The 12,982-nt window shown below is 70.6% G+C and carries 10 protein-coding genes; 4 read left to right on the top strand and 6 right to left on the bottom strand.

Annotation, left to right across the window (positions count from 1 at the left end):
* Positions 1-188: 188 nt before the first annotated feature.
* The 4 genes from BM140_RS12625 to BM140_RS12610 form a co-directional block, all read right to left on the bottom strand.
* Positions 189-2,381, bottom strand: coding sequence for a transglycosylase domain-containing protein (locus BM140_RS12625; protein WP_091946608.1), 2,193 nt, complete (start codon positions 2,379-2,381; stop codon positions 189-191).
* Between the two features lie 159 nt (positions 2,382-2,540).
* Positions 2,541-3,323 (bottom strand): restriction endonuclease, encoded by a 783-nt coding sequence (locus tag BM140_RS12620; RefSeq protein ID WP_091946424.1) that lies wholly within the window; start codon positions 3,321-3,323, stop codon positions 2,541-2,543.
* A 136-nt stretch (positions 3,324-3,459) separates the two neighbouring features.
* Positions 3,460-3,906, bottom strand: a complete 447-nt coding sequence (locus tag BM140_RS12615; RefSeq protein ID WP_091946421.1) for a Ros/MucR family transcriptional regulator — start codon at positions 3,904-3,906, stop codon at positions 3,460-3,462.
* Between the two features lie 310 nt (positions 3,907-4,216).
* Positions 4,217-4,867 (bottom strand): class II aldolase/adducin family protein, encoded by a 651-nt coding sequence (locus BM140_RS12610; RefSeq protein ID WP_091946419.1) that lies wholly within the window; start codon positions 4,865-4,867, stop codon positions 4,217-4,219.
* A gap of 144 nt (positions 4,868-5,011) precedes the next feature.
* Between BM140_RS12610 and BM140_RS26585 the strand changes: the two genes are divergently transcribed.
* Together BM140_RS26585 and BM140_RS12605 are read left to right on the top strand one after the other, a co-directional pair.
* Positions 5,012-5,146 (top strand): hypothetical protein, encoded by a 135-nt coding sequence (locus tag BM140_RS26585; RefSeq protein ID WP_280142590.1) that lies wholly within the window; start codon positions 5,012-5,014, stop codon positions 5,144-5,146.
* Positions 5,147-5,237: 91 nt separating this feature from the next.
* Positions 5,238-7,934 (top strand): bifunctional acetate--CoA ligase family protein/GNAT family N-acetyltransferase, encoded by a 2,697-nt coding sequence (locus tag BM140_RS12605; protein WP_091946417.1) that lies wholly within the window; start codon positions 5,238-5,240, stop codon positions 7,932-7,934.
* Positions 7,935-8,140: 206 nt separating this feature from the next.
* On the opposite strand, the gene BM140_RS12600 is transcribed toward BM140_RS12605, so the two are convergent.
* Both BM140_RS12600 and BM140_RS12595 read right to left on the bottom strand, forming a co-directional pair.
* On the bottom strand, positions 8,141-8,668 hold the full coding sequence (locus BM140_RS12600; RefSeq protein ID WP_091946414.1) for a Dps family protein: 528 nt from the start codon (positions 8,666-8,668) through the stop codon (positions 8,141-8,143).
* 156 nt (positions 8,669-8,824) lie between these two features.
* Positions 8,825-10,549 carry a L,D-transpeptidase family protein gene (locus BM140_RS12595; RefSeq protein WP_091946410.1) on the bottom strand — a complete coding sequence of 575 codons (1,725 nt, stop codon included), beginning with the start codon at positions 10,547-10,549 and terminating at the stop codon, positions 8,825-8,827.
* A gap of 171 nt (positions 10,550-10,720) precedes the next feature.
* On the opposite strand from BM140_RS12595, the gene ruvB reads away from it, so the two are divergent.
* Positions 10,721-11,785, top strand: coding sequence for a Holliday junction branch migration DNA helicase RuvB (ruvB, locus tag BM140_RS12590; RefSeq protein WP_091946406.1), 1,065 nt, complete (start codon positions 10,721-10,723; stop codon positions 11,783-11,785).
* 6 nt (positions 11,786-11,791) lie between these two features.
* The gene (locus BM140_RS12585) at positions 11,792-12,712 is read left to right on the top strand and encodes a metallophosphoesterase (protein ID WP_244535411.1); all 921 of its coding nucleotides are present in this window, start codon (positions 11,792-11,794) and stop codon (positions 12,710-12,712) included.
* Positions 12,713-12,982 lie beyond the last annotated feature (270 nt).

The following is a 12,982-nucleotide window of genomic DNA, read 5'->3' as shown; positions in this document are numbered from 1 at the left end:
CTGCGGTCGGGCAGGGGGGAGGACACGGAGGCTCCTTCTCTCGCGACGGGCGGCGCGGCCACCCGTGCCATCCAAGGCTCATGCCCGCAACATGGCGCGAATGTGGCACGCGGCCATGCCGGTGCGACGCCCGGCACCAGCGGGAGGAAATCCCGTCAGGCTTCGGGATAATCCGGCAGAAGCCGCGATTACTCGCCGACCCCGAACAGCTTCTCGAGGAAGTTGCGGTCATCCTGACTCGGCCCCTGGCCGCGTCCGCTCGGCACGGCGCGCGGCGGAGGCGGCACGGAGGCCGTGCGGTCGGGCTCGCCGCCGATGAGTGCGCCGATCAACCCGCCGGGGCCCTCGCGCTCACCCGCATTCGCGACCTGCGGCCGGGCCCGCCAGCGGTTGATGCCGGGCAGGCCGACCGGCTTGTCGGCCTTGAGGGCGACCGTCATGTAGGTCTTCCAGATCTCGGCGGGCAGGCTGCCGCCCGACGCCTTCTTGGTCGGCTCGCCGTCGTCGTTGCCGAGCCAGATTCCGGTCACGAGCGTCCCCGAATAGCCGATGAACCACGCATCGCGGAAATCCTGGCTGGTGCCGGTCTTGCCCGCGAGTTCCCAGCCGGGGATGTCGGCCTTTCGGGCCGTGCCCATGGTGAAGACGTCGTGCATCATGGCGTTCATCATGCCGACGGCGTTCGGATCGATGACGCGGCCGAGCCCGCCCTCGCCCCGCTTGTACAGCACCTTGCCGCTCGCCGACTTGATGCTGGCGATGACGTAGGGGATCACCCCGGTGCCGCCGTTGGCGAAGGCGCAATAGGCGCCGACCATCTCCAGCGGCGTCACCTCGGAGGTGCCGAGCGCGATCGAGCCGTTGGCCTGGAGCGGCGAGGAGATGCCCAGCCGCTGGGCCGTCTGCACCACCGCCTTGGGGCCGACCTCCTGGCCGAGCCGCACCGCCACCGTGTTGAGCGACTGCGCCAGCGCCTCGCGGAGCGTCACCGCGCCGCTGTAGCTGTGCGAGTAGTTCTCAGGCGCCCAGTTGCCGATGCGGATCGGCGCGTCGTCGCGCACCGTGTCGGGGGTCAGGCCCTTCTCGACCGCGGCGAGATAGACGAACGGCTTGAACGAGGAGCCCGGCTGGCGCTTGGCGGTGGTCGCGCGGTTGAACTGGCTCTGCGCGTAGTCGCGCCCGCCGATCAGGGCGCGGATCGCTCCGTCGGGCCGCATCGAGACGAGCGCCCCTTGCGCGACGTTGTAGCGGGCGCCCTTGGCGTTGAGTTCGTCGGTGAGCGCGCGCTCGCCGGTGGCCTGCAAGCCCGCATCGACGGTGGTGGAGACGACGATGTCGTCGTCGAACTTCGGCAGGAAGTCGTCGAGCACGTCCATCACGAGGTCGGCGACGTAGTTCGACGAGCCGCCGCCGCGGGTGGAGGCGGGGCGCGCGGGCTGGGCCAGCGCCACCTTCACGTCGGGGGCCTTGGCGAAGCCCAGTTCCTCCATGGCGGCGAGCACATGGGCGGCCCGCGCCTGCGCGGCCTTGAGGTTGCGGTTCGGCGCGAGCCGCGAGGGCGCCTGGACCAGGCCGCCGAGCATGGCGGCCTCGGCCAACGTCACGTTCTTGGCGGGCTTGCCGAAATACCGCTGGGCGGCCGCCTCGACGCCGTAGGCGCCGGCGCCGAAATAGACCCGGTTGAGGTAGAGTTCGAGAATCTCGTCCTTGGTGTATTTGTGCTCCAGCCACAGGGCCAGGATCGCCTCCTGGATTTTTCGCGAGGCCGAGCGCTCGGGTGTGAGGAACAGGTTTTTGGCGAGCTGCTGCGTCAGCGTCGAGCCGCCCTGCGCCAGTCCGCGCCGGGTCAGGTTCTGGGTGATGGCGCGGGCGATGCCGACCGGATCGACGCCGAAATGGTCGTAGAAGCGCCGGTCCTCGATCGCCACGAAGGCGCGCGGCAGGTAGGGCGGCAATTCCTTGATTGAGACGACGCGACCGCCGGTCTCGCCGCGGTTGGCGAGCAAGCTGCCGTCGCTTGCCAGGATCGCGATGTTGGGCGGGCGCTTCGGCACCGCCAGCTGATCGATCGGCGGCAGTTGCGAGGCGTGGTAGGCGATGAGGCCGGCCAGTGCGATCACGCCCCAGATGCCGAGCACGACCACGCCGTGGACGATCCGGCCGAGCCAGGAGCGGCGCCGCCGCGGCGGCTTTCCGCCGCCGCCCGAGCTTTTGCGTCGCGCGGTCGCGCGCGGGGCCGCGGCCTTGGCGCTGCCCTGGCGCGTGCCACCGCCGGTGCGGTCGCCGCGCGACAGGCGCACGTCGAGGCGCGCAGGATCGCTCCCTTCCGGGATGTCGAAGCTCGGTTCGCTGCGGGGTTTGCGTCCGCCTGTCTTCGCCATGCGATCCATGCGTGGGGCGGGCGATCCTGAGGAGATCGCATCCCCGCTTCCGTTCAGGGTGGGCGGACCTCCCCCTTTCGGCGGAGCGGTTCCGTCGTCGTTTCCGCAGCCTAAATGCGGCGGGTTTAAGGGGGTGTTAACCGAACCGGACCGGGGCGATCAGCGCCCGCCGGCCGGCAGCAGCCGGCGCCCGACCTCCCGCGGGGGTTCGAGCTCGGCCAGCGCATCGTGGTGGAGGAGCCACACGCCGGTGGTGCCGGCGAGCTTGCGCGCGGCGGGCGTGAACCCGGCATTCGAGACGACGGCGGCCATGTCGGCCGACCAGTGCAGGGCGGCGGCGGCCGCCTCCTGCACCGCGGCGTTGCCCACGGGGCGTCCGTAGCGCTTACACTGGACCACGAGGCGAAATCCGTCGCGCTCGGCGACCACATCGCAGCCCTGGTCGCCGCTCGCCTGCGTCGGCCGGGCCCGCCAGCCGGCCTGCTGCAGCAACTGGGCGCAGAAGCGCTCGTAGGCGATGCCGTCCTCCGGGCTCTCGTCGGCCTCCGGCAGGGCGTGGCGGCGGGCGACCCGCTCGACGATGGCCGCCATCTCCTCGAAGCGCGTCTCGGCGTAATCGGCGAAGCGTGCCTCGATCCGCGGCATCACGGTGCGCTCGATGAAGTAGTCGCGCTCGCGCAGCCAGCCGTCCTCGATGGTGTTGCCGTAGGCGTCGATGAAGCGCTCCTGGCGCCGCCGCAGGGCCAGGGTCTCGGCGTGCCGCCGGCACACTCGGCGGACGAGGGCGCGGAAGCGCCGCGGCCGGTCGAGGCGATGGATCAGGATCGCGAGGCAGGCCGCCCCCGTGGCGGCGAAAGCGGGTGCGCCGTACCAGAAGCCGGCCGAGGAACCGGCGACCATCGTCCAGAACAGGCGGATGGCGGTGGGCGAGCGGCCGGACATCGGGGCTCCTGACGGGAGCCGGGCACGCGGCCCGGCAGGAGCCGCGACTGTTCGGTTCGAAGCGTTGCCCGACCTCTAACGGATCGGGCGGCCGGGGCGGGACGCCACCGGATCGCCTGTGGACAAGGCCTGCGCCTCAGCCCTCGCCGGCGGGTGGGGTCTTGGCCGGCCATTTGCGGCGCTGCTGGCCGAGCCCCATCGTCCGTGCCAGTTCCGAGCGGGTCTGGGCGTAGTTCGGCGCGACCATGGGATAGTCGTCCGGCAGGTTCCAGCGGGCGCGATATTCGTCGGGCGAGAGGTTGTAGCGCGTGCGCAGATGGCGCTTGAGCGACTTGAACTTCTTTCCGTCCTCCAGGCAGATCAGGAAATCCGGCTGGATCGAGCGCTTGACCGGGACCGCGGGCGTCAGCGGCGGCGCTTCCGGCTCGGCCGAACCGCCGGCGAGGGCGGCCAGCGTCTCGTGGACCGCCACGATCAGCCCGGGAAGCTCGCCCGAAGCGAGGGAATTGTGCGCAACGAAAGCCGACACGATGTCGACGGTGAGCGACACGTAATCGTCGCTGGGGCCGTCCTCCAATGACATCCTCAACAATTCCCTTCTCAAGCGCGCGAACGCCAAAATCGTCCGGCGTCATCAGGACGACGCGGCCGTTGACGGAGACGAAGTCACTGTGTGATCGGCCGAGGATTAGCCGTCGATTGGGCAATTCGCAAGCTGGATTTCACGCAGTTGCGAAAGGACAACTAGATCGGCCATTCGGCATAGTCCATCGCCGCTAAACGAGGCCCTTGCGGGTCAAAGGCTTAGGCTTTGTCAATCGCCGCCCCTGCCTCTTCGGGCCGCGACGGCAGCGGAGGGCTCGCATGCGAGTGGGGGACGGGACCGCGCCGCCTCAGTGGCCGGCCTTGTCCCGCGGCCCGTAGGACTTGAACCGTTCGACCGTCTCGGCGACCTCCGCATCCGACAGGACGACCGGCGTGCCGATCTGCAGCGCGAGCGCGTATTGGCGGCAAAGGGCCTCGACCTCGACGGCGAGCCAGAGCGCCTTGGCGAGGTTCGGCCCGGTGGCGATCATGCCGTGATTGGCCAGAAGGCAGGCGCTGCGCCGGTCGAGGGCTCGCAGCGCGTGCTCGGACAGGGCCTGCGTGCCGTAGGGCGCGTAGGGGGCGCAGCGGATGTTCGGGCCACCCGCCATAGCGATCATGTAATGCACCGCCGGGATGTCCCGCCCACAGATCGCGAAGGCGGTGGCGTAGGGGGGATGGGCATGCACCACGGCGCCGATCTCCGGCCGCGCCGCGAGGATGTCGCGGTGGAAGCGCCATTCGGAGGAGGGCGCGAGCGGATGGTCGTAGGCCCCGTCCATGTCCATCTCGACGAGGTCGTCCGGGCTGAGCTGCTCGGCCGGGATGCCCGAGGGCGTGACGAGGAGGCCTTCGCCCCAGCGCACCGAGACGTTGCCCGAGGTGCCCTGGCTCAAGCCCGAGGAGAGCAGGCTGCGCATGGCCTCGACGATGGCTTGGCGGGTCGCGAAGGGGGCCACGGACTTGTCCTTTTGCGCGCGGTTAACGGTGGTGGGAGCCCCCCGGCCACGGGAACCTCACCGTTCAGGTCCCGTTAGGTCGGCGATGGATAGCTTTGCCCCATAACAAATATTCAGGGGAGCGTATCGATGCAAAACGAATGGATGAGCCTGACCGACCTGGCCGACGCCCGCGGAATTTCCCTCACCGAGGCCCGCGCGCTGGCCGATCGCGAGCATTGGCCGAAAGTGTACAGGCTCCACGAGACCTTCGTGCTGGCGCCGCGCCGCGCGGCTTGATCGCTCCGGCCCGCCGACGCCCGCTGCGCCGGTGCCCTCACGCCGCCTTATGGTGTAACCCCTCGCCGACCGTCCCTACGGCTGGCGCGCGATGAGCACCTACCGATTCGATGCCCTGCTCGCCCCCCGCCGCATCGCCGTGGTGGGGGCGGGCGACCGCCCCGGCTCGGTCGGGCGCGCGATCATCGACGGCCTGCGGGCTGGCGGCTTCACCGGCGAGGTCGTCCCGGTCCACCCCCGCGAGGCCAGCGTCGACGGCCTGCCCTGCGTGCCCCGCCTCGCCGACCTGTCCGCGCCGCCCGACCTCGTGATGATCGCCACGCCGCCCTTCGCGGTGCCGGACATCGTCGAGGAGGCGGGGCGCGTGGGCGCGGCGGCGGCGGTGGTGCTCTCGGCCCATCTCGGCCACGGCGAGGCCGCCCCGCTGGCCGCCGCCCGCGCCTCCGCCCGGCGGTACGGCCTGCGCCTGATCGGGCCCGACAGCGTCGGCCTGAGCGTGCCCGCGCACGGCCTCAACGCCACACTGCTGGCGCGCGCGCCGGCGCCCGGCGACCTCGCGCTGATCTCGCAATCCGGCACCGTCGCCTCGGCCATCGCCGAATGGGCGGGCCGGCGCGGCGTCGGCTTCTCGGCGGTGATGACGCTGGGCCGCTCGGCCGATGTGGACGTGGCCGACTGCCTCGACCACTTCGCCGAGGACTTTCGGACCCGCGCGATCATCCTGTCCCTTCATCATGTCGCGGATGCGCGGAAATTTCTGAGCGCGGCACGGGCCGCCGCCCGCGCCAAGCCGGTCGTCGTCCTGCGCACGGGGCGCCACGACGGCCCGGACCATGCGCCGAAGACCCATACGGGTGCGCTCGCCAAGCCCGGCGCCGTCTACGAGGCCGCGTTCCGCCGCGCCGGCATCCTCACCGTCGACGGGTTGGACGCCATGTTCTCGGCGGTCGAGACCCTCGGACGCCAGCGGCCGTTTCCCGGCAAGCGCCTGATGATCGTCTCCAACGGGCGCGGCATCGGGGCGCTCGCCGCCGATACTTTGGCGGACCGCGGCGGGGCCTTGTGTGCCCCCTCCGACGAGACCCTGGGGAAGCTCGCCCCGGTGCGGCACGGATCGCACGCCAACCCCCTCGATCTTGGCATCGACGCGGTGCCCCGTGATTTCGCCCGCGCCCTCGAACCCCTGCTCGCCGACCGCGGCAGCGACGCGCTGCTGGCGATCCACGTGCCGACCGCCCGCGCCGGCTCCCACGAGGTCGCCAAGACCGTCACCGACACGGTGGCGATGGGCCGGGCCGCCGGACGGCGCAAGCCGGTCTTCGCGGTCTCGATCGGCGAGGACGAGGAAATCCGCGCGATCTACGGACGGGCCAAGATCCCGCTCTTCGCGACCGACGCCGACGCGGTCGAAGGGTTCCTGCATCTCGTGCGCTACCGCGAGGCGCAGGACGACCTGATGCGCACGCCGGATTCCCTGCCGCGCGACTTCTCTCCCGACATCGCCGCCGCCCGTGCCGTCGTCGCGCAGGCGCTGAGCGAGGGCCGGAGCTGGCTCGATCCGGCCGCCGTGGCCGCTCTGCTCGCCGCCTACGGCATCGATTCGGTGCCCAACACACTCGCCCCCGATCCCGACGGCGCGGCGGCCGCCGCGTGGCCCCTGATCGCCGCCGGACACACGGTGGCGCTCAAGCTCGTCTCGCCGGACGTGGTGCACAAGTCCGAGGTCGGCGGCGTGCGCCTCGGCCTCACCTCGGAGGCCGACGTGCGCGAGGCGGCCCATGCCATGATCGCGCGGGTGCGAGGCCTGCAGCCGGAGGCGCGCATCGCGGGCTTCGCGGTGCAGCCGACCGTGCGCCGGGCGCAGGCGCGGGAGCTGATCGCGGGGCTCGCCGAAGACCCGGTCTTCGGCCCCGTCGTGGTGTTCGGCCGGGGCGGCACCGCGGTCGAGGTGATCGACGACCGGGCTTTGTCCCTGCCGCCCCTCGACCTCGCGCTGGCCGAGGAACTGATCGGCCGCACCCGCGTCTCTCGCCGGCTCGTGGCCTATCGCGACGTGCCGGCCGCCGACACCGGCGCCATCGCGCTCACGCTCGTCAAACTCGCTCAGCTCGCCGCCGACCTGCCGGCCGTGCGCGAACTCGACATCAACCCGCTGCTCGCCGACGCCGACGGCGTCGTCGCCCTCGACGCGCGGGTGCGGATCGAGGCCGAGACCGGCGCCGGCCAACGCCGCGGCAACTGGCATCCGCGCTTCGCGATCCGGCCCTATCCGGCCGAGTGGGAGCGGCGGATGGTGGCGGGCGACCGGCGCGTCCTCGTCCGCCCGGTGCGCCCCGAGGACGAGGGGATGTTCCACGCCTTCTTCGAGCAGGTCGATCCGGAGGACGTGCGCCTGCGCTTCTTCGCGCCCGTGCGCGACTTTAGCCACGCCTTCCTCGCCCGCCTGACCCAGCTCGACTATTCCCGCGCCGTCGCCTTCGTGGCGACCGAGGAGGGCGCCGACGAATCCCGGCGCATGCTCGGGGCGGTGCGGCTGCACGCCGATGCCAACCACGACCGGGGCGAGTTCGCGATCCTCGTGCGCTCGGACATCAAGGGCACCGGGCTCGGCATCGCCCTGATGCGGATGATGATCGACTGGGCGCGGGCCGAGGGCATCGGGTTCGTCGAGGGCGACGTGCTGTCCGAGAATCAGGCCATGCGCGCGGTCTGCCGCCATCTCGACTTCGAGGAGCGCCCCGCGCCGGACGAGCCGGGGCTGATCAAGGTGACGCTCCGCGTAGCCTGATCGTAAGTCCTGGTTTCGAAAGGACTACGTCCTTTCGCGGGTCCAGGACAGAGCCCTGGTCGGCGAAGCCATCCTCAGAGCTCTGCCCCGAGAGCCCGCCAAAGGACTCGTCCTTTGGGAACCTGGGATTGCCCGCAAGATCGGGCCGGGCCGAACGACAAGAGGCCGCCGACCCTCTCGGATCGGCGGCCCCGGCCTTCCAACGTTCAGTGACCGGACTCGGTCGCGTCGCGGGTCGACTCGTAGAGGAACCACGTGCGCTCCTCGGACTGGTCGATCCACTCCTCCAACAGGCTCGTGGTCGAGACGTCGTTGGCCTCGTCGGTGACCGAGTGCAGCTCGCGCATGTTGGCGGTCAGCGCCTTGTTATCGTCCCGCAGCTCCTTGAGCATCTCGAGCGGGCTGACGTAGTCGGCGTTGTTGTCCTGAACGCGCTTGAGGCCCTCGGCCTGACCGAGCGAACGCAACGTGGTGCCGCCGATCTTGCGGGCGCGCTCGCCCACCGCGTCGATGATCGCGAAGATCTGCTGCGACTGCTCGTCGAGCAGCAGGTGGTAGTCCCGGAAGTTCGGGCCGCTGACGTGCCAGTGGAAGTTCTTGGTCTTGATGTAGAGCGCGAAGAGATCGGACAGCAGCACGGTCAGGCCGTGAGAAATCTTGGTCACGTCCTCGGGGTTGAGATCGGTCGGGGTGTTCAGCCGGTCGCTGGCGACGCGCAGCTTAGCCTTGGCCATCGGAAAATTCCTCGAAACTGTTCATGATCTGCGGCCGGCGTTTACGCAGCGCCGGCGCTCATGGGGCAGTAAGAGGAATTCGAAGCGATTGTTCCGGTACGCATGGCAGCGTCCCTGTGGACGGGACGCCACGCCGCAGACGTCCGGCGCCCGCAATCAGGTCCGCCCGCCGACGAGGCCTGGCGGCATGAGGCCGGGCTCGATGGCCGGCGCGCGCTCCACCGGCGGCGCCGCTTTTCTGGCTTGCGGCTTCGGGGCGACGACAGCCGGAACCGGCGGCGCGACCGGCACGGCGGCGGGCTTCGCGGCTTCCGGCTTGGTGAGGACGGGACGCGGCGCGGGAGCCGCCTCGGGCTTGCGGGGGGCCGGGTTCGCCCGCGGCGTGATCGCGCCGGTCGTCGCCACATCCGGCGCCGCGGCGGCTGCCGGGGTCGCGGGGCTGTCGAGCCCATAGATGTCATCGCGGAAGTGCACGCGCCCGTCCGAGGTCGCGTAGCCGGTGAGATAGACGAAGGCGACCGGCGTCGGCTTCACCAGCTTGATGTCGCGCCGCTCGCCCATGGCGATGCCGGTCTCGATCTCGATCGGCCCCCAGACCGAGCCCGGCCCGTTCGGCCCCTCGGTGCCCTGGAGCAGCCAAGCGGCGAATTCCTTGACCTGACCCACGCGGACGCAGCCATGCGAGTGGAACCGCGACGAACCGGCAAACAGCGATTTCGACGGCGTGTCGTGCATGTAGACCGCATAGCGGTTCGGCATGTCGATCCGCACCTGACCCAGCGAATTGTCGAGGCCGGAATCCTGGCGCAGCGTGTAGTTCGCCGCCTTCTCGGTCGACCAGTCGATCGTCGTCGGATCGACCTCGACGCCGCCGGGGCCGAGGATGCGGATGCGGTTCTTGGCCAGATAACCGGGGTTCTTGCGCATCGTCGGGATGATCTCGTTCTTGATCACCGAGATCGGCAGGGTCCAGGTCGGGTTGAGGTTCACGTCGGTGATGCGGGTCTCGACGGTGGGCGTCTGCTTGTCGGTCTTGCCCACCACCGCGACGAAGCGGCGGGTCACGGCGCCGTTCTCCACCGCCTCGACGGTGGCGGACGGGATGTTGACCGCCACGTAGCGCTCGCCGAATCCGAAGTTCGAACCCATCAGCCGCTGGGCCGAGGCGCGCAGCTGGCGCTGGCGCACGTCCGCCGGGACATTCAGCGCAGCGAGCGTCAGCCGTCCGAAGATGCCGGCATCCGGCAGGCCGTGGCGGGCCTGGAACGCCTTCACGGCCGCCACCAGCGGCGGGTCGTAGCGGTCGGAGGGCGGCGCGTCCGGCGGCAGATCGCCGGTCAGGGTCAGGTGATGGCGCAGCGACGGGATCGCCGGATGGCTGTCCCCGGGCTTCGGGGCGAAGTCGCCGGGCAGCGTCTTCCACCCCCCGGCCTCGGCATAGATCTGATAGCGCTCGGCGGCGCGCATCGTGTCCATGAAGGTCTGCGCCGTGTAGGTCGGCAGCGGATCCTCCGAGACGCGGGCATAGACGGTCGGCGGGAGCTCCCGCGACACTTTCTTCACCGGGGCGGCTTCGAGCGGGGCGGGCTCCGCCGTGTCGGAAGCGGGCTTCGGCTCCGGCTTGGATTCCGATTTCGGCTCGGATCGGGCCTCCGCCTTCGTCTCGGCCTTGAGTTCGGGCTTGAGTTCGGGCTTGGCCTCCGCCTTGCCCTCGGCCCGCGGCTCGATCCGCAGGTTGATCCTGGAATCGGCCGGTTCGGCCCTCAGCGGGGCGGCGAGCAGCAGGGCGAGGACGGCGCCGGTGCCGCCGAGCAGCCGGGCGCGGGTCAAGCCGCGCGGGGCGCAGGACATGCCACGCGGAGCGAAAGAAACGTGCGGCATCGCGGATCTCGTCGGGGTCACGGCGCGATTGTCGGCAGCGTTGGTTACCATCTCCCTGCGCAGGGCCGTTCGCGACTGTGCCGCGACGCTCCGTCCGTCTCTCGTCGCCGTGGTGGTGCCCGCGTCCGGGATGTGCAAAACCCCATCTCCGGCCGCCCCCGCGAGAGCCCCGTGAGCAAAGCCAGACCCTCGGAAAAGACCCTGCTGACGCCAGAGCGCCGGCCGGACGACGTCGATCAGTCGATCCGTCCCTTGAGCCTGTCCGAGTTCATCGGCCAGCGGGCGGCCCGCGCCAACATGCAGATTTTCATCGAGGCGGCGAAGAAGACCGGCCAAGCCCTCGACCACGTGCTGTTCGTCGGCCCGCCGGGCCTCGGCAAGACCACGCTCGCCCAGATCGTCGCCCGCGAACTCGGGGTGAACTTCCGCTCGACCTCCGGCCCGGTCATCGCCAAGGCGGGCGATCTCGCCGCCCAGCTCACCAACCTCGAAGAGCGCGACGTGCTCTTCATCGACGAGATCCACCGTCTCAACCCGGCGGTGGAGGAAATTCTCTATCCGGCGATGGAGGATTACCAGCTCGACCTCATCATCGGCGAGGGTCCGGCCGCCCGCTCGGTGAAGATCGAGCTGCCGAAATTCACCCTCGTCGGCGCCACGACCCGCGCCGGCCTGCTGACGACGCCCTTGCGCGACCGCTTCGGCATCCCGATCCGGCTCGAATTCTACGAGATCGACGAACTGGAACTGATCGTGCGCCGCGGCGCCCGCGTTCTGGGCTTGGGCATGTCGGAGGAGGGGGCCAACGAGATCGCCAAGCGGGCCCGCGGCACGCCGCGCATCGCCGGGCGCCTGCTGCGCCGGGTGCGCGACTTCGCCATCGTCGCGGACGCCCCCACGGTGACCCGCGAGATCGCCGACCGGGCGCTGCAACTGCTCGACGTCGATCCCGTCGGCCTCGACGTGATGGACCGCAAGTATCTGACGCTGATCGCCTCGTCGTTCGGCGGCGGGCCGGTCGGCATCGAGACCATCGCCGCCGCCCTGTCCGAGCCGCGCGACGCCATCGAGGACATCATCGAGCCCTACCTGATCCAGAAAGGCTTCGTGCAGCGCACCCCGCGCGGCCGCGTGCTGACCCCGCACGCCTTCCGGCACATGGGGTTTGCGGAACCGCGGCGCGATCCGGCGACGCAATTCGGCCTGTTCGGCGGCTCCGACGACCCGGAGGCCTGAGGGCCTGTGTCGGTCCGCATCACCCGCCGCACGGTGCTGACGGGGATCGGCGGCGTCGCCCTCGCCGGCCTCGGCACGGGCGCCTACGCCGTCGGGATCGAGCCGATGCGGCTCGTGGTGACGCGCTACCGCTTACGCCCGCTCGGGCCCTGGCCGGCGGGCTTTCGCCTCCGCATCGTTGCGCTCGCCGACCTCCATGCCTGCGAGCCGTGGATGCCGGTGTCCCGGATCGAGGGCATCGTCGCCACGGCCAACACGCTCGGGGGCGACGTGACCGTGCTGCTCGGCGACTACGTCTCGGGCCTGAACGCGGTCACGCGTTACGTGGACGCCGCCGAGTGGGCGCCTGTCCTGGGGCGGCTCAGGCCACCGCTCGGCATCTACGCCATCCTCGGCAATCACGATTGGTGGGAGGACCGCTCGGCGCAGCGCCGCGGCGCCGGCCCGACCATCGCGGGCGCGGCGCTCGCGCGGAACGGCATCCGCGTGCTGGAGAACGCGGCGCTGCCGCTGACGCTCCGCGAGCAGACGTTCTGGCTCGCGGGGCTCGGCGACCAGCTCGCCTTCCAGCCGAGCCGGAAGCGCCGCGGCGCCACCGGTATCGGCCAGGACGACCTGCCCGCCACGCTGGCCCAGATCCCCGATGGTGCCCCCGCGATCCTGCTGGCGCACGAGCCCGACATCTTTCCCAAAGTCCCGCCGCGGATCGCGCTGACGCTGTCGGGGCACACGCATGGCGGGCAGGTGCGCCTGTTCGGCCGCGCGCCGGTCGTGCCCTCGCGCTACGGCGCCCGCTACGCCTACGGCCATGTCCGCGAGCAGGCCGATCTCATCGTCTCCGGAGGGCTCGGCATGAGCATCGCCCCCGTGAGGCTCGGCGTGCCGCCGGAGATCGTCGTCGTCGATCTGGGTGACGACACGGCGTGAGACACATGCACCGATAGCATGGCTCATCGGAACTCAGGGCAAGGCGGCACACCGTTCCGATTGGAGCCCCCTTGCTGGGGCATCGCCCCATCAACGATCAAGACGCTGAAACAAAACATTTTTCTTGCATCCTCGCATGGAGATGCACGAACAGCCACGCTTCCTCGATCCTGTGATCACAGGTTTGTGTGCATGCGGAACACGCAGGTTCAAGGCCGGTTGGGGGCCCGACTGCGCTCTTCACGAGCGCCGGCCAACCAACACCTGACA

This window comes from Methylorubrum salsuginis, from assembly GCF_900114375.1.
Classification (GTDB): Bacteria; Pseudomonadota; Alphaproteobacteria; order Rhizobiales; family Beijerinckiaceae; genus Methylobacterium; species Methylobacterium salsuginis.
Note: the sequence above shows the minus strand (reverse complement) of the source record. Positions and strands in the feature narration are given on the sequence as shown.

Coding starts and splice junctions, on each gene's coding strand:
- BM140_RS12625 (WP_091946608.1), bottom strand. CDS start 2,381: ATGGCGAAGACAGGCGGACGCAAACCCCGCAGCGAACCGAGCTTCGAC.
- BM140_RS12600 (WP_091946414.1), bottom strand. CDS start 8,668: ATGGCCAAGGCTAAGCTGCGCGTCGCCAGCGACCGGCTGAACACCCCG.
- BM140_RS26585 (WP_280142590.1), top strand. CDS start 5,012: ATGAGCCTGACCGACCTGGCCGACGCCCGCGGAATTTCCCTCACCGAG.
- BM140_RS12620 (WP_091946424.1), bottom strand. CDS start 3,323: ATGTCCGGCCGCTCGCCCACCGCCATCCGCCTGTTCTGGACGATGGTC.
- BM140_RS12595 (WP_091946410.1), bottom strand. CDS start 10,549: ATGCCGCACGTTTCTTTCGCTCCGCGTGGCATGTCCTGCGCCCCGCGC.
- BM140_RS12605 (WP_091946417.1), top strand. CDS start 5,238: ATGAGCACCTACCGATTCGATGCCCTGCTCGCCCCCCGCCGCATCGCC.
- BM140_RS12615 (WP_091946421.1), bottom strand. CDS start 3,906: ATGTCATTGGAGGACGGCCCCAGCGACGATTACGTGTCGCTCACCGTC.